Annotated in this window: 21 protein-coding genes and 1 riboswitch; of the genes, 12 read left to right on the top strand and 9 right to left on the bottom strand. The window is 70.5% G+C overall.

The genetic code is table 11. The features are described from left to right. Positions 1–157 precede the first annotated feature (157 nt). Both ACFYXF_RS20900 and ACFYXF_RS20895 read left to right on the top strand, forming a co-directional pair. Positions 158–1,900 carry an MFS transporter gene (locus ACFYXF_RS20900; RefSeq protein WP_389351088.1) on the top strand — a complete coding sequence of 581 codons (1,743 nt, stop codon included), beginning with the start codon at positions 158–160 and terminating at the stop codon, positions 1,898–1,900. 292 nt (positions 1,901–2,192) lie between these two features. After that, positions 2,193–2,843, top strand: a complete 651-nt coding sequence (locus ACFYXF_RS20895; RefSeq protein WP_389351087.1) for a class I SAM-dependent methyltransferase — start codon at positions 2,193–2,195, stop codon at positions 2,841–2,843. Between the two features lie 45 nt (positions 2,844–2,888). Here ACFYXF_RS20895 and ACFYXF_RS20890 read toward each other — a convergent pair whose 3' ends face one another. Next, positions 2,889–3,980, bottom strand: a complete 1,092-nt coding sequence (locus tag ACFYXF_RS20890; RefSeq protein WP_389351085.1) for an endonuclease/exonuclease/phosphatase family protein — start codon at positions 3,978–3,980, stop codon at positions 2,889–2,891. A 104-nt stretch (positions 3,981–4,084) separates the two neighbouring features. Here ACFYXF_RS20890 and ACFYXF_RS20885 point away from each other — a divergent pair, with 104 nt between their 5' ends. From ACFYXF_RS20885 to ACFYXF_RS20875, 3 genes are all read left to right on the top strand, one after another. After that, positions 4,085–5,014 carry an N-acetylmuramoyl-L-alanine amidase gene (locus tag ACFYXF_RS20885; RefSeq protein ID WP_389351237.1) on the top strand — a complete coding sequence of 310 codons (930 nt, stop codon included), beginning with the start codon at positions 4,085–4,087 and terminating at the stop codon, positions 5,012–5,014. A 109-nt stretch (positions 5,015–5,123) separates the two neighbouring features. Continuing rightward, entirely contained in the window at positions 5,124–5,969 is an 846-nt protein-coding gene (locus ACFYXF_RS20880; protein ID WP_389351084.1) for a hypothetical protein, read from the top strand. Between the two features lie 103 nt (positions 5,970–6,072). Then, the gene (locus ACFYXF_RS20875) at positions 6,073–7,083 is read left to right on the top strand and encodes an LLM class F420-dependent oxidoreductase (RefSeq protein ID WP_389351083.1); all 1,011 of its coding nucleotides are present in this window, start codon (positions 6,073–6,075) and stop codon (positions 7,081–7,083) included. A 13-nt stretch (positions 7,084–7,096) separates the two neighbouring features. On the opposite strand, the gene ACFYXF_RS20870 is transcribed toward ACFYXF_RS20875, so the two are convergent. Genes ACFYXF_RS20870 through ACFYXF_RS20860 form a run of 3 tightly spaced genes read right to left on the bottom strand, consistent with a single transcriptional unit; the run spans position 7,097 to position 10,666 of the window. Further along, positions 7,097–7,885: a hypothetical protein gene (locus ACFYXF_RS20870; protein WP_389351081.1), complete on the bottom strand. Its 789-nt coding sequence runs from the start codon at positions 7,883–7,885 to the stop codon at positions 7,097–7,099. Continuing rightward, positions 7,872–9,446: a substrate-binding domain-containing protein gene (locus ACFYXF_RS20865; protein WP_389351079.1), complete on the bottom strand. Its 1,575-nt coding sequence runs from the start codon at positions 9,444–9,446 to the stop codon at positions 7,872–7,874. The genes ACFYXF_RS20870 and ACFYXF_RS20865 overlap by 14 nt, the downstream gene beginning before the upstream one ends. Next, positions 9,443–10,666, bottom strand: a complete 1,224-nt coding sequence (locus ACFYXF_RS20860) for a hypothetical protein (protein WP_389351078.1) — start codon at positions 10,664–10,666, stop codon at positions 9,443–9,445. The genes ACFYXF_RS20865 and ACFYXF_RS20860 overlap by 4 nt, the downstream gene beginning before the upstream one ends. Before the next feature lie 167 nt (positions 10,667–10,833). On the opposite strand from ACFYXF_RS20860, the gene ACFYXF_RS20855 reads away from it, so the two are divergent. Further along, on the top strand, positions 10,834–11,124 hold the full coding sequence (locus ACFYXF_RS20855) for a hypothetical protein (protein WP_389351077.1): 291 nt from the start codon (positions 10,834–10,836) through the stop codon (positions 11,122–11,124). 89 nt (positions 11,125–11,213) lie between these two features. On the opposite strand, the gene ACFYXF_RS20850 is transcribed toward ACFYXF_RS20855, so the two are convergent. From ACFYXF_RS20850 to ACFYXF_RS20840, 3 genes are read right to left on the bottom strand one after another with little or no spacing between them, the layout of a single operon-like run. After that, on the bottom strand, positions 11,214–12,284 hold the full coding sequence (locus tag ACFYXF_RS20850) for a prenyltransferase (RefSeq protein WP_389351076.1): 1,071 nt from the start codon (positions 12,282–12,284) through the stop codon (positions 11,214–11,216). Beyond that, entirely contained in the window at positions 12,281–13,015 is a 735-nt protein-coding gene (locus ACFYXF_RS20845) for a class I SAM-dependent methyltransferase (RefSeq protein WP_389351075.1), read from the bottom strand. The genes ACFYXF_RS20850 and ACFYXF_RS20845 overlap by 4 nt, the downstream gene beginning before the upstream one ends. Then, on the bottom strand, positions 13,009–14,442 hold the full coding sequence (locus tag ACFYXF_RS20840) for a glycosyltransferase family 4 protein (protein WP_389351074.1): 1,434 nt from the start codon (positions 14,440–14,442) through the stop codon (positions 13,009–13,011). The genes ACFYXF_RS20845 and ACFYXF_RS20840 overlap by 7 nt, the downstream gene beginning before the upstream one ends. 274 nt (positions 14,443–14,716) lie before the next feature. Here ACFYXF_RS20840 and ACFYXF_RS20835 point away from each other — a divergent pair, with 274 nt between their 5' ends. Further along, positions 14,717–15,379: a TetR family transcriptional regulator gene (locus tag ACFYXF_RS20835; protein WP_389351073.1), complete on the top strand. Its 663-nt coding sequence runs from the start codon at positions 14,717–14,719 to the stop codon at positions 15,377–15,379. A gap of 243 nt (positions 15,380–15,622) precedes the next feature. Here ACFYXF_RS20835 and ACFYXF_RS20830 read toward each other — a convergent pair whose 3' ends face one another. Next, entirely contained in the window at positions 15,623–15,856 is a 234-nt protein-coding gene (locus ACFYXF_RS20830) for a ferredoxin (protein ID WP_389351072.1), read from the bottom strand. A gap of 5 nt (positions 15,857–15,861) precedes the next feature. Continuing rightward, positions 15,862–17,319 (bottom strand): aldehyde dehydrogenase, encoded by a 1,458-nt coding sequence (locus tag ACFYXF_RS20825; RefSeq protein WP_389351071.1) that lies wholly within the window; start codon positions 17,317–17,319, stop codon positions 15,862–15,864. Between the two features lie 214 nt (positions 17,320–17,533). Here ACFYXF_RS20825 and ACFYXF_RS20820 point away from each other — a divergent pair, with 214 nt between their 5' ends. The 5 genes from ACFYXF_RS20820 (at position 17,534) to ACFYXF_RS20800 (ending at position 23,669) form a co-directional block, all read left to right on the top strand. Further along, complete coding sequence (locus ACFYXF_RS20820; RefSeq protein WP_389351070.1) at positions 17,534–18,571, top strand: MBL fold metallo-hydrolase; 1,038 nt, start codon at positions 17,534–17,536, stop codon at positions 18,569–18,571. A gap of 58 nt (positions 18,572–18,629) precedes the next feature. Further along, positions 18,630–18,710, top strand: a riboswitch (cobalamin riboswitch). Between the two features lie 130 nt (positions 18,711–18,840). Further along, a complete protein-coding gene (locus ACFYXF_RS20815; RefSeq protein ID WP_389351069.1) occupies positions 18,841–20,094 on the top strand; it encodes a prenyltransferase/squalene oxidase repeat-containing protein in 1,254 nt (417 codons plus the stop codon). Continuing rightward, complete coding sequence (locus ACFYXF_RS20810; RefSeq protein ID WP_389351235.1) at positions 20,094–20,723, top strand: SCO2322 family protein; 630 nt, start codon at positions 20,094–20,096, stop codon at positions 20,721–20,723. Before ACFYXF_RS20815 ends, ACFYXF_RS20810 begins: the two co-directional genes overlap by 1 nt. Before the next feature lie 103 nt (positions 20,724–20,826). Next, complete coding sequence (locus ACFYXF_RS20805) at positions 20,827–21,930, top strand: energy-coupling factor transporter transmembrane component T (protein WP_389351068.1); 1,104 nt, start codon at positions 20,827–20,829, stop codon at positions 21,928–21,930. Continuing rightward, positions 21,927–23,669 carry an ABC transporter ATP-binding protein gene (locus tag ACFYXF_RS20800; RefSeq protein WP_389351067.1) on the top strand — a complete coding sequence of 581 codons (1,743 nt, stop codon included), beginning with the start codon at positions 21,927–21,929 and terminating at the stop codon, positions 23,667–23,669. Before ACFYXF_RS20805 ends, ACFYXF_RS20800 begins: the two co-directional genes overlap by 4 nt. Positions 23,670–23,744: the final 75 nt, after the last annotated feature.

The raw sequence follows: 23,744 nt of genomic DNA, 5'->3' as shown, positions 1-23,744 counted from the left end.
CCCATGAGTAGGTCAAGAACTAGTTAGTACGCCAAAACATCGGAATAGTTGCCCAGGCACACAGGTTCATCTCACACGTACCCCCGTCCCCCGGACTCCGCACCCCGTCCCCACGGCGAAACGCCACGATCACCGCCCTGCCTGGAGGCTCCACCCCATGACGCACACGACCACGACCGACCGGCCCACCGGGGATACCGGTGGCACCGGCAGAACGGGCGGGGCCATAGTCCCGGTGCTCGCCTTCGCGGGCATTGTTGTCGCGGTCATGCAGACCCTGCTCGTCCCCGTCATCAAGGACCTGCCCCAGCTGCTGAGCACCTCGCCCAGCAACGCCACCTGGGTGCTGACCTCGACGCTCCTCTCCGGAGCCGTGGCCACGCCGATCATGGGCCGGCTCGGTGACCTGTACGGCAAGCGGCGTCTGCTGATCGCCAGCCTCTCCGTGATGGTGGTCGGCGCCCTGGTCAGCGCGCTCACCAGCGACCTGCTGACCATGATCGTGGGCCGGACCCTCCAGGGCTTCGCCATGGGTGCCATCCCCCTCGGCATCGGTCTGATGCGCGACATGCTGCCCCGCGAGAAGCTCCCCTCGGCGATGGCCCTGATGAGTTCCTCCATCGGCGTCGGCGGCGGCCTCGCGCTCCCCCTCGCCGCGCTGATCGCCCAGCACTCCGACTGGCACGCCCTCTTCTACGGCGCCGCCGGTCTCGGTGCCTTCGCCATCGCCCTCACCCTGTTCTTCGTACCGGAGTCCCGGATGCGCGCGGAGGGCACCTTCGACGTGCTCGGCGCCATCGGACTCTCCGCCGGTCTCGTCCTCTTCCTCCTGCCCATCACCAAGGGCAGCGACTGGGGCTGGACCTCCGGCACCACGCTCGGTCTGTTCGGCGCGTCCGCGCTCGTACTGCTTCTGTGGGGCGTACTGGAGCTGCGGTTGAAGGCCCCTCTGGTGGACCTGCGGACCACCGCCCGGCCCGCTGTCCTCTTCACCAACCTCGCCTCGATCATGGTCGGTGTCTCCTTCTACGTCGTCTCGCTCGTCCTGCCCCAGCTCCTCCAGTTGCCCACCTCCACCGGCTACGGTCTCGGCCAGTCCATGGTCATGGCGGGCCTGATCGTGGCGCCGCTCGGCCTGACGATGATGTTCACGGCCCCTGTCTATGCGCGGCTGTCCGCCAAGTACGGGCCCAAGGTCACCCTGATCCTCGGCCTGCTGATCATCGGCATCGGCTACGGCGCCGGCCTCGGCCTGATGAGCGCGGCCTGGCAGTCACTCGTCATCGCGGTGGTTCTGGGTGCCGGTATCGGGCTCGCGTACTCCTCCCTTCCCGCCCTGATCGTCGGGGCGGTTCCGGCCTCGGAGACGGGCGCGGCGAACGGGCTCAACACCCTGATGCGGTCCATCGGTACGTCGGTGTCGAGCGCCGTCATCGGCATGGTGCTCGCGAACACGGCGAACCATGTGGGGGGCGTTGCGATCCCGACCATGCATGGCTTCCGTGTGTCCTTCCTGATCGCTACGGGTGCGGTGGCGGTGGGACTGCTGCTGGCGTTGTTCCTGCCGGGGCGGCGGGCGGACAGTGGGCTCCAGCTGCGGGCGAGCAGCGAGGAGGACGCCTCGGGCGGATCCGGGTTCCGTGGGCGGGTTCTGGGGGCTGACGGGGTTCCGGTCGCGCGGGCCAAGGTCACGTTGATCGACCGGCGTGGGCGGCAGGCCGGCGCCACGCTCTCCGCGTCCGACGGGAGTTACGCACTCGCCGTTCCCGGCGAGGGGGCGTATGTGCTGGCCGCGCGGGCTTCTGGGTATGGGCCGCATGCGTCGTCCGCGACGCATGCGGGTGGGGAAGGGGCGGTTGACTTGGACCTGTCCTTGCCCGGGGAGACCGTCAGCGCGTAGGCGCTCCGCGCGCGAGCGGGGGGGCAGGGTTGTGTGTTGGCTGCGGGCCGGTGGGGGCCGGTCGCGCAGTTCCCCGCGCCCCTGAGGTGGGGATGCGGACCCCCTGTCTTCCCGCGCCCCTGAGGTGGGGATGCGGGCCCCCTGTCTTCCGGTGACCCTGGGGTGGGGATGATGCGGACCCTCTGTCTTCCGGTGACCCGGGGGTGGAGATGCGCACCCCCTGTCCTCCAGTGGCCCGGGGGTGCGGCAGCATGGGGCCGTCGGCATGTCCGTACGATCGAGAGGACCCCCAATGCCCCCCGCGCCCACGCCTGAGATCCTGGCCGCGTTCGAGGCCGCCAAGGGGTTCATGCCCCTGGATGAGGGGCTGGCGCTCTATGCGGCCGCCGTCGAGGCAGGGGCCCTCGGGCTGCCGTTGCTCGAAGTCGGGACGTACTGCGGGCGGTCCACCATCCTGCTCGCCGATGCCGCCCGTGCCGCCGGGGTCAGCGCGGTCACCGTCGATCACCATCGGGGCAGCGAGGAGCAGCAGCCGGGGTGGCAGTACCACGACCCTGACACCGTCGACCCGGAACTCAAGGTCATGGACACGCTTCCGCTCTTCCGGCGGGCCCTCTTCCAGGCCGGCCTGGAGGAGCACGTGATCGCGGTCGTCGGGCGTTCGCCCCAGGTCGCGCGGGTCTGGAACTCCCCGCTCGGGCTCGTCTTCATCGACGGCGGGCACACCGACGAGCACGCCACCGCCGACTACGAGGGCTGGGCCCCGCATGTCGTCGAGGGCGGGCTGCTCCTCATCCACGACGTCTTCCCCGACCCCGAGGACGAGTTCACCGGGCAGGCCCCCTACCGCGTCTACCTCCGCGCCCTCGCCTCCGGCGCCTTCACGGAGGTCTCCGCGACCCGCTCGCTGCGCGTGCTGCGACGGACGGGGGGCGGGGTCTGAGGGCAGGTTGGCGCCGACCGTCGGGCAGCCTTTACAGATCGAGCACTACAGGTCGAGTTCGGCGACGACGGCGGCGTGGTCGGAAGCCTGGTTCTCGGGTCCGGTCACTTCGGGGAACGGGCTGCTGAACTCGGAGATTCCACGCCGCTCCACCTCGACCTTGCTCACCTTGGTGAACAGCTTCGGCGAGAGCATCAGGTAGTCGATCTTGTCCCTGAGGCTCGTGCACGTCCCGTGGGTGCCGGGCAGTTCATCCTGGTAACTGTCGTGGGTCATCGCGTCCTTCAGGCTGGTGGCCTCCAGGACCGCGAGCGGCGGACTGCCCGGGAAGTCGTTGAGGTCCCCGGCGACCACGACATGGGCCGAGCGCTTGAGCGCGGCCTCGTAGAGCTCGGCGACGCGATCACCCTGGAGCTTGCGCTTTTCTTCGCCTCCGCCGAGCTTGCTCTTGAAGTGGTTCCCGAGGAGCCAGAGCGGTTTGCCCTTGATGTCGATCTCGAATTCCGGGCAGTCCCGGCTGAAAACCACCAGGTTGCCCTTCTTGTCGAAGATGTGCGAGCGCACGGAGGTGATCGGGTACCGGCTGAACAGCCCCACGTCGATGCCGCGAATGTCGTTGCCGTCGATCAGCATGTTGTACGGATACGGCTCCGCATCGAGCTGGCCCGCCAGTATCTGTTCGTTGAAGCGGTGCAGGGTGAGCCGGTCCTCGACCTCGACCGTCAGCAGTATGTCGGCGTTCACCTCGGCGATCACCCTGGCCGTGTTCGTGACGGCGTCCCAACCGAGGTCGCCCTTGGCCAGTTCGGCCCAGCCGACCCAGGAGGACCGTCCCGTGACCTCGGGCCTGACCTCGATGTCCTGGCCCACGCCCTTGAGGAGCTTGGCCTGTCCGCGCGGCTGGTTCAGTTGGATCGTCTGGGTGGAGATGTCCTTGGAGACATCGACGCTGTGCTTCTTGAGCAGCTCGATGATCTTTGTCTTGCCGTTGGCCGTGTAGGCGTCGCGTTCGAGGATGTCGACAAGCTTTCTGAAGTCCACGAGCACGGCGTCGCGTATCGGGTCGTTCCCGCTGCCGAAGACGACAGGCCTCCGGAAGAGGTTTTCGCAGTTGAAGGTGGCTATGCGGATACTCATGGGACCTCCTTCCACACTTCCAATTCTCCGGCGGCGTGCGACAACTGTCGAACCGAGCCCCTCGGACGGCATGGACGCCATGGACGGTCAGTAGGGTGGCTGACGTGTCCTACGTCGGCCCCGGCTTCGAGCCGCCCCAGCCCCCCGGTTCCTCACGTTCCTCCGTACGCCGTTCCCTGGCCGTCGCCCTCGCCGTGCTGGTGCTGGGCGGGGGTGGGTGGTTCGTCTGGGGGGCCGTCGCCGATGACGGTGGTGGCAGGGAGGGGGATGCCCTGTCCAGCGGCGACTACGAGCCCCTCTCGCCCATCGGGACGCCCGGTATCTCCGTCCCCAGCGAAAGCGAGAGCGAATCCGCCGCTCCCCTCGCGGGCAAGGTCGTCGTCGTCGACCCGGGACACAATCCCGGGAACTTCAAGCACACCGCCGAGATCAACCGCAAGGTGGACATCGGTACGAACTCCAAGGAGTGCGACACCACCGGTACCGCCACCAACAGCGGTTATACGGAAGCCGAGTTCACCCTCGATGTCGCGCGGCGGCTGCGGACGGTGCTCGAACAGCAGGGTGCCACGGTCAAGTTCACGCAGGACGGCGACCTGGCCTTCGGGCCCTGCATCGACGAGCGGGCGCGGATCGGGAACGCCGCGCACGCCGACGCCGTCGTCTCCATCCACGCGGATGGGAGTTCGGCCGGTAATCGGGGGTTCCATGTGATCCTGCCGGGGGCCGTGCACGAGGGTGGCGCCGACACCCGGCCGATCATCGCCTCCTCCAAGGTGCTCGGGGAGGACGTCAAAGACGGGTTCATCCGCGAGACCGGCTCCGCGCCCTCCAACTACATCGGTGACGGAACCGGTCTGGACACCCGTACGGACCTCGGCGGTCTCAATCTGTCAACGGTTCCGAAGGTGTTCATCGAGTGCGGCAACATGCGCGACAGCGCGGACGCGGCCCTGCTGACCAGCGGGACCTGGCGGGAAAAAGCCGCCCAAGGGATCTCTGAAGGAATCGTGAGTTTCCTGCGCGGTTCGTGATCAACGCGTGCATCCCGGCGGACAGCCCGCTCGGACGGACGATAATGTCGTGCCCCTACGAACGATCGATTGACGACGACACGACCTACGAAGGACCTGAGGACCTGAAGTGAATATCCGCTCCCTCACTCGAGGCGACGGCGTGGTGATCGGAGCAGCGGTGTTGCTGTTCATCGCGTCGTTCCTCGACATCTACTCCGTCGACGGTGCCACTGGCCTCGACATGCCGAGCGCCTGGGCCAGTGGACCGGTCCTGCTGGGCGTCGTCCTCGCGGGCCTCATCGGTGCCGCGCTCGTCGTGGTGTCGCACGGTCTGCCGCAGGTGCCCAAGGTCGCGGGCATCGACCTCGGCCAGTTCGGTGTCGCCTTCACCGTCTTCGCCGCCTGGAGCGCGCTCGGCAACGTCTTCGACCCGGCGGGCGGCGCCAACAACGTCGGTGAAAGCGCCAGTTCGGGGCCGGACGCCGGCACCGGCCTGATCCTCTCCCTCGTCGCCACGGTCGTCATGGCCGCCGCCGCTGTCGCCACCCCGCTGGTCCCGGCCCTCAAGGGCGCCCTGATCGGCGCCCCCAAGCCGCCCGCCCCGCAGCCCTACGGCGGTCAGCCCTACCCCGGTGGCCAGCCCCAGGGCGGCTACGGCTACCCGGGTGCCGGCGCGCCGCAGCAGCCGTACGGCGGCCAGCCGCAGGCCGGTCAGCCCTTCGGCGCCGGAGCCGGTGCGAGCGCGGGTCAGCAGCAGGCGCAGCCCCCGGCCGCCGACTTCTCCCCGTTCTGGTTCGCCGTACCGGTGCCGCGTCCGCTGTTCGCGGAGGACGGTTCGTCGGCGCCGATCGCCGAACTGGCCCCCGGTACCTGGTACCTGGCCGTCGAGCAGCGCGGCCAGGGCCTGATCGCCCAGACGCAGGACGGCCGCCGTGGCGTCCTCCAGGACACCTCCGGCATCCAGCGCGGTTAACCCGTCGCGAGCCGCCACGGCCCCTTGCCCTTCCGGGCGAGGGGCCGTTGTCGTACAGTCGCCGCCAGCTCTCTCACATCTGACGCACCGTCAGGAGGCAGGCATGCGGCTCGGTCTCGCGCTCGGCTACTGGGGGCGCGGTCCCTCCCCGGACCACGTTCCGCTCGCCCAGGAGGCCGAACGGCTCGGCTACGACTCCGTGTGGACGGCCGAGTCCTGGGGCTCGGACGCGTTCACCCCGCTGACCTGGATCGCGGCGCAGACGTCAAGGATCAAGCTGGGCACGGCGGTTGCGCAGATGGCCGCCCGGTCGCCAACGACCACCGCGATGCACGCCCTCACCCTCGACCATCTCTCCGGCGGACGCGTCCTCCTCGGGCTGGGGCTGTCCGGTCCGCAGGTCGTCGAGGGCTGGTACGGCCGCCCGTTCCCGAAGTCGCCGCTCACCGCGACCCGGGAGTACGTGGATGTCGTACGCCAAGTCCTCAGGCGCGAGGCACCCGTTGAGGTGGCGGGACGTTTCCATCCCCTGCCGTACGACGGGCCGGACGGGACCGGTATCGGCAAGGCGCTGAAATCCATCACCCACCCCTTGCGCGCCCAACTCCCCGTCCTGCTCGGCGCGGAGGGCCCCAAGAACATCGCGCAGACGGCCCGTATCGCCGACGGCTGGTTGCCCCTGTACTGGTCCCCGCTGCGGGCCGACACGTACGAGGAACCGCTCGGCGGCGCTCCGGACGGCTTCCTCGTCGCGCCGATGGCGCAGGCCCGCGTCTGCTCCGACGTCTCCGAAGGGCTGTTGCCCGTCAAGACCATGCTCGGGTTCTACATCGGCGGGATGGGGCACGCGGCCCGGAACTTCCACGCCGATCTGATGGCACGCATGGGGTACGAGGAGGAGGCCCGGCGGATCCAGGAGCTGTTCCTCGCCGGGCGGCGCGAGGAGGCCGTGCTCGCCGTGCCGGACGCCTTCGCCGACGAGATCTCGCTCGTCGGGCCTCGTGAACGCATCGCGGAGCGGCTGGAGTTGTGGCGCAAGGGGCCGGTTACCGACCTCCTCGTCCTCTCCCCCGACCCGCACACCCTCCGCGTCCTCGCCGAGCTGAACTCCTAGCGGCCTCAGGCGATTACCGGAAGATGGCGATCGGGTCCAGCGTCAGTTCCCCCGTCTCCCGGTCCCACGTGCGCACCTTGCCCAGGCAGCGCGCCTGGAACGCCCCCGTGTAGTAGTCCTCGTTGCGGAACTCGCCCCGGCCTTCGGACTCGTCGCAGGTGATCTTCACATGGGCGGCCGGCGAACCCTCGTACCGCGCCCGCAGGACGACGTCGCCGCTCTCCGTACGGCGGGCCGAGAACAGGCCGGTGACGGAGACGAACTCCGTCATGACCGCGCTCAGCGGTACCGTCCCGATGCCGCTGCCGGGGTCGGTCCGGTCGCGCAGTGCCTCCGTGAGGGTGCCGTTGGGGAGCAGGCGGCCGGTGGTGAGGTCGGCGTCGACGACGACGTCCTCCTTGCGCATCGTGTCCATGAGCACCCGGATCACCATGATGGGCGTGCTCTCCCGGATGAACCGGATGACGCGCTCCTTGGCGACGTCCCGGTGGGCGTTGATGCCGAGGAGGCCGAGAGTTCTGCCCCACAGTCCGAAGCCGCCGTTGACGTTGATCTTGTCGGCGACCTCCTGTTCCAGGGCCTCCGAGAAGCCGCCGGCCTGGTAGATGTCCATCACGCGCTGCTTGTGCAGGTAGAAGCACATGCCGAGGTCGGTACGGCCGACACCCCGGCGCCGTCTGCGCAGCCAGCCGCTGTCGACCAGCGCGTACCGGAGCAGCACGGCGCAACTGACCGCCGTCACCGCCCAGACGGCCAGCCACGGCCACCACTGGCTCCACCACTGACTCTCAGTGACACCCACGGATCTCCTTGAACGCGTCGGAGAGCGAGGAGAGTCCGGCGTCGACCATACGGCCGCCGGTCGCGTCGGCGGCCTTCTTCAGGGCGGCGGCGTCGGCCTCTCCGAATTGGACGGTGAAGGTGGGCACCTCACGTGCGTCGGGGCCCAGTTGACGGTGTCGGCGCAGGAACTCCTCGTACCCGATACCGGCGTTGCTCTCGCCGTCCGTCATCAGCACGATCGACACGGGCCGTCGGGGCTCCTCGCGCACCGCGTCGGCGGCGATGCGGTAACCCCGGTCGAGGGCCGACCAGACGGCGGTCGCGTCGGCGAAGTCCCCTTCGGCGACAACCTTGTTGAGGTTCCGGAGATCGCCGTCACCCCGGACGGTGACGGTGCGTTCCTCCAGTACGCGGCCCCCGAACCGTACGACGGTCAGGCGCTCGCCCCGGTAGAAGCGGGCGAACTTGCCGGTGGAGGTGGCGTCGGCGCCGCTCAGCCCGGCGAAGGCGGCGCGCAGCCCTGCCATCCGTTCGCCGCGCATCGAGCCGGAGAAGTCGAGCACGAACACGACCTGGTCGGCGGTCGCGCTCGCCGGATCACCGTAGTCGTCGACGAGTCGCTCCACGATGGACAGCTTGTCGGGGAAGGACAGGGCGTTGCCGACGTCGGCGCGCAGCGGTGCGGAGGGCTCGACGTCCTGGTTCACCGGGCGCCGGTACGTCCGTCGCATCAGCTTCTTCTGTACGTCGGCGCTCTTGAGCCAGTCGACGACCCTGACGTACGCGGAGTGCTGTTCCGGGTGGAGCAGGAGCAGCGGGAAGTCGGACAGCACCATGCCGTCCTCGGGGTAGACGATCTCCAGGGGCTGAGGGAGCTTGCCGCCGGCGTTCAGGGAGAGCAGTTCGGACTCGTGGGCGATCAGCGCGTTGGCGTCGCCCTGGTCGTCGGCGTAGGTGTCGAGCAGCTCGCGGGAGCTGGCGCCGGTGAGGGTCTGGCCCGAGCGGAAGCCGCGCAACCGGTCGCAGGACACGTCCTGTTGGCGCAGAGCGCCGCCTGTCCCGGCCGCCGCAGTGGCCACGCCGACGAGGGCCGCTCGACCGGTGTCGCTGCGCCGGGGGTCGGCCATCCCGAACCGTACGGTGCCGTCGGCCGCCGCGTCGGCGATGTCCGCCCAGGAGAGCCGCCCGCCGGGGACACCGGCCCGCACCTTCCTCGCGACCTCGGGGGTGAGGCCGACGACGACGGGTGAGCGCATGATGGCGGTCGACTCGGGCCGGGTCTCCTGGCCGCCCGACTCCTGGAGGCGCAGAAGGAAGGACCGGTCCGAGGCGGGCCAGGCCAGGTCGTAGGCGGAGCCCGAGGAGGCCGCGGTCAGGTCGGCCGTCGCCTTGTACCGCATGTCCAGCTCGACGCCCGTGTCCTCCTTCAGCTCCGCCAACAGCGGGGCCAGGTCGGCGAGTTCGGGACTGGCGAGAACGGTCAGGGTGATGTCGTCCTCGCCCTGGGTGCAGGCCGAGGTGAGGGTGCCGAGGAGGGCCAGTGCGAGGCAGACGGTCGCGGCCCGGGCAACGCGCCTCACGGGGCGGCCTGTTCGGCGGCCGAGCAGTTGCCCACGTAGTCGATGATCTGCTCCAGGACGTTCAGGTCGGGTATGTCGACCTTGGTCTGGTCTCTGTTGCGGGCCGGGACCTGTATCCCGTGCTCGCGCAGATACGCGTTGAGCTGGTCGCTACTTCCCTCCTCGCCGGAGAAGCGGACGCGGAAGCCCAACTCGGTTGCGCGCTGGCGAAGTTCGGCGTCGGTGCGGATGATCTCGACGAGCCGGTCGCCGTCGTCGGTGAGGCCGATGAGCTGGGGCTCGGTGAGGGCGTAGGGCGTGGGATAGAGCAGGACGCGCTGGGTGTCCTGCTTCTTGTGCCGCTCGTAGTAGGCGAGTTGGTGGGCGAGGTACTGGTGCTCGTAGATCACCGCGATGGGCGCGATGCTCTCGCCCTCGCCGGAGAAATAGCTGTCGGCCTGTTCGTCGGACCACATGCCCTGGAGGTTGATCAGGGGTTTGACCTGCTTGGCGAGGTCGAGCGCCTGATCCTCGGCCACCGGCACGCGCTGCCCGTTCTCCACGAACGAGAGGATGCTCAGATACGTGCCGGCGGAGTTGGACTCGCACACACTGGAGGTGCGGACGAGCACCCGGCCGCCGTTGCTCTCGCCCTTGTTGACGTCGTCGAAGCCGATGGCGTTCCAGGTGTCGGCGCTCGCACCGTCCAGCAGGTCGGCGAACTTGTCCATGTCGAGGTTGTAGTAGAGCGTGTCCCCGCCGGACTTCTGGGGCTCGGCGACGCCCTTGGCCTCCAGGGTCTCGGCGTAGTCCCGGAACGTGGCCAGCACCAGCGGGGTGACGAAGGGGCGTACCGAGTCCAGCGTCCGGTTCTCCTTGTCGAGGATGATCTTCGCGGCGGGCTGGCCGGACGGGAAGACGACGTCCATGCCCTTCAGGGACTGCTGGGCGATCCCGCGTGACCCGAGCCGCTGGATCTCGACGCGGATGCCGTGCCTGAGCAACAGCCGCTGTACTTCGGGGTCCTTGAAGTAGTCGGACTTCGAGGCCATCTTGGCCTGGATGGTCGTGATGCGTTCGAAGGGCCGCAGCGCGTTGCCGGAGACCAGCAGGGAGATCAGCCCAGCCAGGGCGAGGGGCATCGCGACGACGACATGGCGCGGGAGACGGCGTCTGGCTCTGCGGCGGCGGGTCGTGAGTCCCGGTTCCTCGATGACGGTCGGTCTGCTCTCGTCGGACACCGCTGTCCCTGCCTCTCCCCCGGGTGAAGGATCATCAGGTACGGCGTCGAACGCAGCCCGTTGAAATCCCCAACTCCAGCCGAACAGGGGGCAAACGGCGGCTGTCCCCACCGCGTTCTTCCCTTGCCGCCCTGGTTTCATCCTGGATTCGAGGGCACCCGAAGGACATGTCCCCTGAAACTCGCCGCAGTGCGAACCGGGCCGGCGCGATCTTCGCCGTCGCCGCTGACATCATGGCCCTCATCCTCGGGCTCTGGATCCTGATGTACCTGCTGGACGCCGACCGCGCGAACGACTTCGTGGAGTTCATCCACGACGCGGCCACGTGGCTGGCGGGCTGGTCCTACGACCTCTTCACCTTCGACGAGCAGTGGGCACGGGTCGTAGCCGGCTACGGACTGGCCGCAGTCGTCTACCTGTTCGTGGGCCACGCCCTAGCCCGCGTCGGCCGTCACTGAGCGATCAACCGCGCCCCAAAGGGGCGCGGGGAACTGCGCGACCAGCCACGACGCACCCGCACCCGCAAACTGAACTCCCCGCCGGGCGGTCACCCGCAACAGTCGGGGTCCAGCCCCATAGGCAACAACTCGCCACCGAACACCGCACAAGTCGCCTCATGACCCCCAAGCGCCGCGACAGCGAGCAGCAGTGAACCCGCCGTCCACGTGGTGAGTTCACGCGGCCAGATCTGCCGGGCGTCGAACACGTACCCCGTCCAGTACAGCCCGCTGTCCGCGTCCCGCAGATGCTGGATCGACTGGAGGATCTCCAGGGCTCGGTCGGACTCGCCCACCGCCCAGAGCGCCAGGGCGAGTTCGGCGGACTCGCCGCCGGTCACCCACGGGTTGGGCACGACGCACCGCACCCCGAGTCGGGGGACGACGAAGCGCGACCAGCCCTCCTCGATACGGGACTTGGCCTCCGAACCCGTCAACGCGCCGCCCAGGACCGGGTAGTACCAGTCCATCGAGTAGCGGTCCTTGTCGAGGAACCGCTCGGGGTGCCGGCGTATCGCGTGCCGCAGCGCGCCCACCGCCAACTCCCAGTCGGGCTGCGGCTCTTCACGTTCCTCGGCGATGGCGAGCGCACAGCGCAGCGCGTGGTGGATGGACGAACTCCCGGTCAGGAGCGCGTCCTTGAGGTCGCTGCCGTCGTCCTCCCGCTTCCACCCGATCTCGCCGCCGGGCTGCTGCAACTGAAGCACGAACTCGACGGCGGCGAAGACCGTGGGCCACATCCGGTCCAGGAAGGTGTCGTCGCCGGTGGCGAGGTAGTGGTGCCAGACGCCGACGGCTATGTAGGCGACGAAGTTGGTCTCCCGGCCCCGGTCGGTGACCGCGTCCGCGTCCCCGTCGGCGTACGCCGCGTACCAGGAGCCGTCCTCGGTCTGGTGGGCGGCCAGCCACAGGTACGCCCGCTCGGCGGCCTCGTGCTCGCCGGCCGCGTCCAGGGCCATCGCGGCCTCGGTGTGGTCCCACGGGTCGAGATGGTGCCCCCGGAACCACGGAACGGCCCCGTCCTCCCGCTGCTCCGCGAGGATCCCGCGGACGGTGACGGCGGCCTGCTCGGCGGTGAGGACCCCGGGCAGGACGAGGTGTTCTGTCCGGGGCGTCGTCACTTTGCTTCCACCAGGGGGAGGTGCGGCTTGGTCGCGTACGCCACGAAGCTCTTGCCGATCAGCGGGTTCAGCGCCTGCTCGGCGACCCGGGTCGCGAGGGGTTTCTTCATGATGTCCCAGACCAGCAGCTTGTGGTACGCGCGGACGGGCAGCGCCTTGTCGTTGTCGACGCCGAACGCGCACTTCAGCCACCAGTACGGCGAGTGCAGCGCGTGGGCGTGATGGGTGCCGTAGGGCTTCAGCCCGGCTCCCTTGATCTTCGCGAGCAGTTCGTCCGCCTTGTAGATGCGGATGTGGCCGCCCTCGACCTCGTGATAGGCGTCGGAGAGGGACCAGCAGACCTTCTCGGGCCCGTAGCGCGGCACGGTGATCGCGATCCGGCCCCCGGGCTTCAGCACCCGGACCATCTCCGCGAGTACGCCCTTGTCGTCCGGGATGTGCTCCATGACCTCGGAGATGATCACGACGTCGAAGGACTCGTCGGGGAACGGCAGCGCCAGGGCGTCGCCCTCCATGGCCGTCGCCGTGGCCCCGGCGGGTGCCTCGCCCGCCTCCCGCATCGCCGCGAACCACTTGGCGACCTCGCGGATTTCCTCCGCGTTCTGGTCGAGCGCCACGACCTGGGCGCCGCGCCGGTAGCACTCGAACGCGTGCCGGCCGGCTCCGCAGCCGAGGTCCAGGACGCGGTCGCCCGGGGCGAGCGGGAACCGGGTGAAGTCGACGGTCAGCACGAGCTCCTGCTTTCGCGGTCGGGGGTCACGGTGGGGGCGGGGGCGGCCGCGGAGCGGCGGGGTGGCTTGGGCGCGGAGCGGGCGGAAGGGGGGTGGTGGGCCGCGGAGCGGGCCATTGCCTCGCGGTAGTGGGCTGCCGTGCCCTGTGCCGCTCGGGCCCAGGTGAAGCGGGTCAGTACGCGCTCACGGCCCGCCCGGCCGAGGCGCGCGCGCAGTTCGGGGTCGGCGAGGAGCGTGGCCAGGGCGGTGGCGAGGGCTCCGGGGTCACCTGGGGGGACCGCCAAGCAGGTCTCGCCGTCGGGGCCCGCGACCTCCGGGATCGCTCCGCCCGTCGTGGCGACCAGGGGCGTACCGGTGGCCATCGCCTCCGCCGCCGGGAGCGAGAAACCCTCGTACAGGGACGGTACGCAGGCGATCTCCGCCGAGCGGACCAGGTCGACGAGTTCGGCGTCCGAGATGCCCTTGACGAACTCGACGGCGCCTTCGAGGCCGTACCGCTCGATGACCTGGGCGACGGGTCCGTCCTCGGCGCGCTTGCCGACGACCACGAGGTGGGCCGCGGGGTGTTCCGTACGTACCTTCGCGAGCGCCTCGACGAGGAACACCAGCCCCTTGAGGGGGACGTCCGCGCTGGACGTGGTCACGATGCGGCCCGGTACCTGGCGTACTGCCGGGTCGGGTGAGAAGAGGTCGGTGTCGGCGCCGATGTGCACGACGTGGATGCGCTCGTCCCGTACGCCGAGATGGTCGACGATCTCCTGCCTCGACGTACCCGAGACGGTGAGCACGGAGGGCAGGCGGCGCGCGACGCGCTTCTGCATGCGCGTGAAGCCGTACCAGCGGCGTACGGACATCCGGCGGCGTATGCCGTCGGCCGCGTCCAGCTCCAACTGGCGGTCCACGGTGATGGGGTGGTGGATCGTGGTGACGAGCGGGGCGCCGATGTCGCCCAACAGGCCGTACCCGAGCGTCTGGTTGTCGTGCACGACGTCGAACTCGCCACGCCGGGCGCGGAGTTGACGGCGGGCGCGGAGCGAGAAGGTGAGCGGCTCCGGGAAGCCGCCGGTCCACATCGTGGCGACTTCGAGGGCGTCGATCCAGTCGCGGTACTCGTCACGGCCCGGGGTGCGGAAGGGGTCCGGGTGGCGGTAAAGGTCGAGGCTGGGCAGCTCGGTGAGGACGGGGTCGGGGCCGGTACTGGCGTGACGGGACCCGTCGAGTACGTCCAGCACGGGGTACGGCTGGGAGCCGATGACCTCGACCCGGTGGCCGAGCCGGGCCAGTTCGCGCGACAGATGGCGTACGTAGACGCCCTGGCCGCCGCAGAACGGGTTCCCCTTATACGTCAGAAGCGCGATGTTGAGCGGTCGCTCGCCGTCCGCGGCGGGATCCCCCAGAGGGCCCGCCTCGCTGGCCTCAGCGGTCACTCCCGGCCCCCTTCTGCCCGCGTTTTCCCGCGAGACTACGTCGGGACGCTAATCTAGAACAAGTTTCAGACTTGATCGTTCAGGAGGCTCCGAATCTACCGGCAGGTACCTCCGCTGTGAGCGGTGGATCAGGTGATTCGCGCCACGGCGGACGCACGACGCGGACGTGCCATGCTGACTGACCGCTGACCGATCTCTGACTGACCGCTGACTGTTTGCTGCTACATGACTGCCCGATCGCCGCGCGATCACCGACTGTCACGGAACGGGACCCATGCCTGCCGACGCGAAGGTGGAAGCACGTACGGCGCGACCGAGTTCGCCGCCGCCCTCCGCTCCGCTCACCGAGCGGCAGGAGGCCCGCAGGCGCCGGATCCTGCACGCGAGCGCGCAGTTGGCCGCGCGGGGTGGGTTCGACGCGGTGCAGATGCGGGAGGTCGCGGAGTCGTCGCAGGTCGCGCTGGGCACGCTGTACCGGTACTTCCCGTCGAAGGTCCATCTGCTGGTCGCCACGATGCAGGACCAGTTGGAGCACATGCACGGCACGTTGCGGAAGAAGCCGCCGACGGGGGAGACGGCGGCGGAGCGGGTGGCGGAGACGTTGATGCGTGCGTTCCGGGCGTTGCAGCGGGAGCCGCATCTGGCGGACGCGATGGTGCGGGCGCTGACGTTCGCGGACCGCAGTGTCTCCCCGGAGGTCGACCAGGTCTCGCGTCAGACGACGGCGATCATCCTGGACTCGATGGGGCTGGGCGAACCGGGGGCCGGTCATCCGACCCCCGAGCAGCTCTCGGCGGTCCGGGTCATCGAGCACACCTGGCACTCGGCGCTGATCACGTGGCTGTCGGGGCGGGCGTCGATCGCCCAGGTGAAGATCGACATCGAAACGGTATGCAGACTGATCGACCTGACGGGCCCGTCGGGGAAGGGCCCCTGAGGCTTCTTTCGCCCCCGCCGCCCCTACCCATACCCATCCCTGGGGGCTGCGCCCCCAGACCCCCTTATCGGCCTGAACGGCCTCGTCCTCAAACGCCGGACGGGCTGGGGATGCCGGCCGGGGCTTGATCTTTTAGCCCGTCCGGCGTTTGAGGACAAAGGGGGGTCTGGGGGCGCAGCCCCCAGAAGGATGGGACGGGTAGGGGCGGCGGGGGCGAGACAAACCGCGCCGGCCGGCGCCCCCTCACTCCTCCGGTGGAAACACCGGCTCCCCACCCCCCAGCAGCGTGATCACGATCGCCTCCACCGGACAGTTCTCCGCCGCCGCCAAGACGCTCTCGTTCGCGTCCGTGTCCGGTTCCACCGGATGGGACTGCATCCCGGTGTCGAGGCGGAACCCGGCCGGGGCCCGGTGGACGCACTGGGCCGAGCCGATGCAGAGCGAGCGGTCGACCTCCACGTGCCAGCGGTCGCCCATGGCCGCTATCCCTCCCAGCCGACCGGAAGATGGATCATCTTGTGCTCCAGGTACTCGCCGAACCCTTCCGGGCCGAACTCCCGCCCCAGCCCCGAGTTCTTGTAGCCGCCGAACGGGCCGAGCATGTCCAGGCTGAAGGTGTTGACGGAGTACGTTCCCGTACGGACCTGCCGCGCCACCTCGATGCCGTGGGCGACATCGGCCGTCCACACACTGCCGCTCAGCCCGTAGTCGGAGTCGTTCGCGATCTTCACCGCCTCGGTCTCGTCCCCGTACGGGAGCAGGCAGATGACCGGCCCGAAGATCTCCTCGCGGGCGATGCGCATCGAGTTGTCGACGTCGCCGAAGAGGGTCGGTTCGACGTACCAGCCCCGGTCGAGCCCGGCGGGGCGGCCACCGCCGGTGAGGATCTTCGCGCCCTCCTCCTGGCCGATGCGGATGTAGTCGAGGTTGCGCTGCTGCTGGCGTCGCGCGACGAGCGGGCCGACCTGGGTCGCCGGGTCGAGCGGGTCGCCGACCACCAGCGCGCTCGCAGCCTGGGTGAAGGCGTCCGCGAACTCGTCGTAGCGGGAGCGCGGGAGGAGGATGCGGGTCTGGGCCACGCACGCCTGGCCGTTGTTCATCCAGGCGGCGGAGACGATGCCGGGGACGGTGGTGTCGAGGTCGGCATCGGGGAGCACGATCGCCGCCGATTTGCCGCCCAACTCAAGCGTGACGCGCGTGAGTTGACGTGCCGCCACCTCCATCACGCGCTTGCCCGCCGCGACCGAGCCGGTGAAGGCCACCTTGTCGATGCCGGGGTGTCCGACGAGGTACTCGCTCACCTCCCGGTCGGCCGGGAGGATGGACAGGACGCCCTCGGGGAGACCTGCCTCCTTCGTTATCTCCGCGAGGATGTACGCGTCCAGGGGCGACTCGGGCGACGGCTTCAGGACCACCGTGCAGCCGGTGAGCAGCGCGGGCGCGAGCTTGGCCGCCGCGACGAACTGCGGGACGTTCCAAGGGACTACGGCCGCGACGACCCCGACCGGCTCGCGGCGGACGAGGATCTTCCCCAGCACCCCGTCGCGCGACTCCTCGTACGTGAAGTCGCGGGCGACGGTGATCGCGGAGTCCCACACCATCATCGCGCCGAGGGCCTGGGCGAGGACGCTCCAGGAGTACGGGGAGCCGTTCTCGGAGGAGATGACGCGGGCGATCTCCTCGTGCCGTACCAGGATCGCGTCCTTGATGCGGGTGACGACGGCGAGCCGCTCGTCGAGGGTCATGCGCGGCCAGGGTCCCTCGTCGAAGGCGGTGCGCGCGGCGGCGACCGCCCGGTCGACGTCGGCCGTCGAGGCGTGCGGCACACGGCCGATGACCTCTTCGGTGTGCGGGGAGATGACCTCGATGACGTCCTTGCCGAGGGGATCGGTCAACTCCCCGCCGATGAACAGCTGTCCGTGTTCCACGAGTTCGGTCATGGCCGACTGCCTCCCCGGGGACCGTCTCTGACGGTTCGTCAGATAGATACGGAGACAGTTACCAGTTCCCTCCCGAGGAGTCCACAGCCCTCACACCACTACACACCACCACGAGGTAAGTGACTTGGGCTCCCATTGAAACTGGTTCTAGTTATAGTTGCCAGGCAGTCGACCGCAGCCGACCGCAATGCAGCCGGGGAAACCGGGGGAACCCATGACACAGGTGTCGACGCAGGTGACCGATCACGGCGGGGGCGTACGGTCCATCCGGGTCCCGATCCCGGACAATCCCCTCGGATACACGCTGGTGTACGTCGTGGACACCGACAGCGGTCCGGTGCTCGTCGACACGGGCTGGGACGACCCGCTGTCCTGGGACACCCTCGCCGAGGGCCTGTCGGCGTGCGGCACCTCGGCCGCCGAGATCCACGGCATGGTGATCACCCACCACCACCCGGACCACCACGGTCTGTCGGGCCGGGTCCGTGAGGTGTCCGGGGCGTGGATCGCGATGCACGAGGCCGACATCTCCCTGGTCCGGCGGACGCGGGAGAACCGGGCCGAGCGCTGGTACTCGTACATGACGGCGAAGCTGGCGGCGGCCGGAGCCCCCGCCGAGCACGTGGCGACCCTGACCAGGACCCCCGTCGGCATCCTGCCCGGCTTCTCCCCCGCCCTCCCCGACCGTGAGATCGTCCCCGGCGAACTCCTCGACCTCCCCGGCCGCCGACTGCGCGCGATCTGGACGCCCGGCCACACCCCGGGCCATGTCTGCCTCCACCTGGAGGAGACCCACCCGGCCCAACTCCCGGGCAACGGCCGCCTGTTCTCCGGCGACCACCTGCTCCCCGGCATCACCCCGCACATCGGCCTGTACGAGGACCCGGACGACACGACGGTCGCCGACCCCCTCGGCGACTACCTCGACTCCCTGGAACGCGTCGGCCGCCTCGCCCCGGCGGAGGTGCTCCCGGCCCACCGCCACGCCTTCCCCGACGCGACGACCCGCGTACGGGAACTCCTCGACCACCACGACGAACGCCTCGCCGGCCTCCGCGCCCTCCTCACCACTCCCCTCACCGCCTGGCAACTGGCGGAACGCATGGAGTGGAACCGCCCCTGGCCCGAAATCCCCCCGGGATCAAGGAACATCGCGGTCTCGGAGGCCGAGGCCCACGTCCGCCGCCTGGTCAAACTCGGCCAGGCGGAGGCGGTGACGGGGAGCGAGCCGGTCACGTACGTGGCGGTGTGACCTCGGTGCCGTTTTCACCGGCCGGTACAGTGGCCAGGTCGTCATCACACCCGTACGGGGGGAAGCCGGTGCAATTCCGGCGCTGACCCGCAACCGTGAGCGGCCCGGGCATCTGCCGGGGCCGTGAGCCGGATTGCCCCGTGGGGACCGTGACCGGCTCGCGTCACCGGCGGTCCGCCGGTGTACGGCACCGTCGAGGCATACGGAGCCGAGCCGCCCGGGGTGTCCCGTGCTGCCCGTCTCCCCGCAGGGAGAGGCATCCGCCGATCATGAATGTCCGCCGCAGCGCCGCGGCTCTGGCCGTCATAGCCGTCGTCGTCTCCGTCGTCTCCGTCGTCTCGGGGGGCGGGCCGGCGTCCGCCGCCTCTCCGTCGCCCTCCTCCGCCGCCCTTCCCGCCGGGCTGTACGGCACCTCCGATCCCACCTACGACGGCGTCTGGCGGCAGTCGCTCGCCCTGCTCGCCCAGGACACCGTGGGCGTGCGGCCCGCCGCCTCGGCCGTGGACTGGCTGGCCGGGCAGCAGTGTGCCGACGGCGGGTTCGCCGCCTTCCGGAGCGATGCCGGTTCGGCCTGCGGTGCCAAGACCCTCGTCGACACCAACAGCACCGGCGCCGCCGTCCAGGCGCTCGCCGCCCTCGGCGGGCAGGAGGCCGTGGTCGGCAAGGCTGTCACCTGGCTGAAGTCGGTGCAGAACGCCGACGGTGGTTGGGGGTACGCGGTCGGCGGGGCCAGCGACGCGAACTCCACCTCCGTGGTCGTCGGGGCCCTCGCCGCCGCCGGTGAGAAGCCTGGCGGGGTGACCAAGGGTGGCAAGTCTCCGTACGACCTGCTCGTGAAGTTCGCTCTGCCGTGCGGTGGGAGCGGCGGGGGTGCCTTCGCCTATCAGCCCGACAAGAAGGGCAAGCTCGTCGCCAACGCCGACGCGACCGCTGCGGCCGTGGTCGGCGTGCTGGGGAAGGGATTCGGTGGGGCGGCGGCCGGGAAATCGGCCGACACCTCTCTGACCTGTTCGCAGTCCGCCTCCGCCGAGCCCGCGCAGGTCGCTCGCAACGGTGCCGCCTACCTCGTACAGGCCCTCGCCAAGGACAAGCACCTCACCTCCGCCCTGGCCGGTGCCGAGGACCAGCCCGACTACGGGAACACCGCCGATGCCGTCGTCGCCCTGGCGACCGTCGGCCAGGGTCGGCAAGCCGCCGGCGCGCTGGACTGGCTGGAGGGCAACTCCGCGCAGTGGGCGAAGCAGGCGGGGCCTGCCGCGTACGCGCAGCTGATCCTCGCCGCCGACGCCGGGGCCGCCGATCCGCGTGACTTCGGCGGGCAGGATCTGGTGAGTCTCCTCAACTCGACCGGGCCGGCGCCCGTGTCCGTCCCGGCCTCCGCGTCCCCGGCTCCCTCCTCAGCGGCCTCCGCCAAGGACGGCGACAGCGGGTTCGGGGTGTGGTGGACCGTGGGTGTGTTCCTCGTCGCCGGTATCGGGATCGGGTTTCTGCTCAGTGGGCGCCGGAAGAGGCAGCAGCCGTGATGCGGCGCCGGGTGCTGCCCCTTCTTCTTGCCTCGCTGTTTCTCTGCCTCTGGGCCGGCGCCGGGCCCGCCCAGGCCGCCGGGTACCGCTACTGGTCCTTCTGGGAGCGCGGCGGCGATGCGTGGACGTACGCCACGGTCGGGCCGTCCACCGCCGTCCCCTCCGACGGTGACGTCCAGGGGTTCCGGTTCGCCGTCAGCCAGGACTCCAAGGACGCCGCCCAGCCTCGCGGCGGTGCCGTGTTCGGGGTCGTCTGCGCGCGGACGCCCGCTCAGGACGGGCGTAAGCGGGTCGCTCTCGTCATCGACTTCGGTACGTCCGCCGACGCGCCGGCCGGTGAGAGTCCGCCCGCGACGCGTTCGGTGTGCGCCCGCGTGGGCCTCGACGCGACCACTGCGGACGCCCTTGCGTCCGTGGCCAAGCCGCTGCGTTACAACTCCGGTGCGTTGCTGTGTGCGGTCGGCGGGTATCCGCGCACCGGTTGCGGCGAGGCGGTGGGCACGGACAAGTCCGCCGGGGACACGGATTCGGGCAGTGGCCCGTCCGTGGGGCTGCTCGCGGGGATCGCGGTCGTGGTGGTGCTCGGGGCGGCGGCCGTCTGGCAGGCTCGCCGGCGTCGGCATGCCTGAACGCTCCGTGGGAAGGGCTGTTTTGAACCTGCGGGCCGGTGGGGGCTGGTCGCGCAGTTCCCCGCGCCCCTATCGGGGCGCGACCCAGCGAGCGTCGGTGTCCATGCACCCTGGCGCGTGGTGGGTCTGGTCGCTCGGCCTGGGTACCGCCGCCACCCGTACCACCAACCCGCTTCTCCTCGGTCTGCTCATCGTCGTGGCCGGGTATGTCGTCGCCACGCACCGTACCGACGCTCCCTGGGCCCGTTCCTACAGTGCCTTCGTCAAGCTCGGGCTGGCCGTGCTTGTCATCCGGCTCGTCTTCGCCGTCGTTCTCGGCTCTCCGATCCCGGGCTCGCACGTCCTCGTCGCACTCCCCGAACTCCCGCTCCCCGACTGGGCGCAGGGGGTGCGCGTCGGGGGGCGGGTGACCGCCGAGGGGCTGGTCTTCGCGCTGTACGACGGTCTGCGGCTGGCCGCGCTCCTCATCTGCGTCGGCGCCGCGAACGCCCTCGCGAACCCGGCCCGGCTCCTCAAGTCCCTGCCCGGAGCGCTGTACGAGATCGGGGTCGCGGTCGTCGTCGCGCTCACCTTCGCGCCGAACCTCATCGCGGACGTCCAGCGGCTGCGCGCCGCCCGTCGGCTGCGTGGCCGTCCGGACCGTGGTGTACGGGGGCTGCTGCAGGTCGGACTCCCGGTCCTGGAGGGCGCGTTGGAACGGTCGGTCGCGCTGGCGGCGGCGATGGAGGCGCGCGGATACGGCCGTACTGCCGAGGTGCCGGTCGGCGTCCGCCGTACGACCGCCGCGCTCACCCTGGGCGGTCTGCTCGGCGTCTGCGCTGGCACGTACGGGCTGTTGACGGCGGCTGGCGGTACGTACGGGCTGCCGGTGCTGCTGGGTGGGCTGGCGGCGGCGCTGGGCGGGCTGTGGCTCGGGGGCCGGCGTTCGTTGCGTACGCGGTACCGGCCCGACGTGTGGGGCGTACGGGCGTGGTTGGTCGCGGGGTCGGGGGTGTCGGTGGCGACGCTTCTCGTCCTCGCGTCCGTCGGCTCCGGCGGCTCGGCGGCGCTGCATCCCGGTGTCGTGCCGCTGGTGTCCCCGACCCTGCCGCTGTGGCCTGCGGCGGCGGTGCTGCTGGGTCTGCTCCCTGCCTTCGTCGCCCCAAATCCACCAAGTCCCCCTGCCGGTAAGCCAGTCGGGCCCATCGCCGTGAAGGAGCCGTCGTGATCCGCTTCGAGGACGTCTCCGTCACCTACGACGAGGCACCCCAACCCGCCGTCCAGCACGTCGACTTCGAGGTGCCGGAGGGCGAACTCGTCCTGCTCGTCGGCCCGTCGGGGGTCGGCAAGTCGACGGTTCTGGGTGCCGTCAGCGGTCTCGTGCCGCACTTCTCCGGGGGCACCCTGCGCGGCCGGGTGACCGTGGCCGGCCGGGACACCCGTACCCACAAGCCGCGTGAACTCGCCGACGTGGTCGGCACCGTGGGGCAGGATCCGCTCGCCCACTTCGTGACGGACACCGTCGAGGACGAACTCGCGTACGGCATGGAGTCGTTGGGCCTCGCCCCGGACGTGATGCGCCGCCGGGTCGAGGAGACCCTGGATCTGCTGGGCCTGGCCGAGCTGCGCGACCGCCCGATCGGCACGCTCTCCGGGGGACAGCGGCAGCGGGTGGCGATCGGCTCGGTCCTCACTCCGCACCCGAGGGTCCTGGTCCTCGACGAGCCGACGTCGGCGCTCGATCCTGCGGCGGCGGAGGAGGTCCTGGCGGTCCTGCAACGCCTCGTCCACGACCTCGGGACGACGGTCCTGATGGCCGAGCACCGGCTGGAACGGGTCGTCCAGTACGCCGACCGCATCGCGCTCATCCCCTCCCCCGGCGCCGCGCCCGTCGTCGGCACCCCGGCCGAGGTGATGGCGTACTCCCCGGTGTACCCGCCCGTGGTCGCCCTCGGCCGCCTGGCGGGCTGGTCCCCGCTGCCCCTGACCGTCCGCGACGCCCGCCGCAGCGCCGGGGAGCTGCGGGACCGGCTGGCGAACCGCCCGTACCCGACGCGGACGTCAACTCCCGTACCGGTGGCGGCAGTCGAGACACCCCCGGCCACACCTCGCCGCCTCTTCCGCAGAACCCCACCATCACCGGCGCCGACGCTTGACCCGACCCCGACCACGCCCCGCCGCCTCTTCCGCAAGACCCCGTCACTCCCAACGACCCTTCGCCCGGCCGAAGTCGACGCGCTGACCGTCCGCCGGGCCCGCGTCGAGGCCCTGCGGCGCGTCACCCTCACCGTCTCCCCCGGCGAGACCGTCGCCCTGATGGGCCGCAACGGCGCCGGGAAGTCCACGCTGCTCGGGGCACTGGTCGGGCTCGTCGAACCGGCCGCCGGTTCGGTGCGGGTCGGGGGCGCCGTGCCGCATCGGACGGCGCCCCGGGATCTCGTACGCCGCGTGGGTCTCGTACCGCAGGAGCCGCGCGATCTGCTGTACGCCGACACGGTCGCCGCCGAGTGCGCGGCGGCCGACGCCGACGCGGGCGCCGGGGCGGGGAGCTGCCGGGCGCTGGTCTCCGAGCTGCTGCCCGGCATCACGGACGACACACACCCGCGCGACCTGTCCGAGGGCCAGCGGCTGGCGCTCGCACTGGCGGTGATACTGACCGCCCGGCCACCCCTGCTGCTCCTCGACGAGCCGACCCGGGGTCTCGACTACGCGGCGAAGGCCCGCCTGGTCGGCATCCTGCGCGGACTGGCCGCCGAGGGCCACGCGATCATCCTGGCCACGCACGACGTGGAACTCGCCGCCGACCTGGCCCACCGGGTCGTGATCCTGGCCGACGGCGAGGTGGTCGCCGACGGCCCGACGGCGGAGGTGGTCGTGGCGTCACCGTCCTTCGCACCACAGGTGACCAAGATCCTGGCCCCACAACGATGGCTCACGGTCACGCAGGTACGGGAGGCCCTCCGGTGAGCGGGGCAGCCGGGAACCGACACCCCGTCCGCACCACCCCCACCATCCGGCCCGCGCCACGCTCCAGCGTCGGGC

Source organism: Streptomyces sp. NPDC002680 (genome assembly GCF_042889145.1).
Classification (GTDB): domain Bacteria; phylum Actinomycetota; class Actinomycetes; order Streptomycetales; family Streptomycetaceae; genus Streptomyces; species Streptomyces adonidis.
This window is presented reverse-complemented; position numbering and strand designations above follow the sequence as displayed.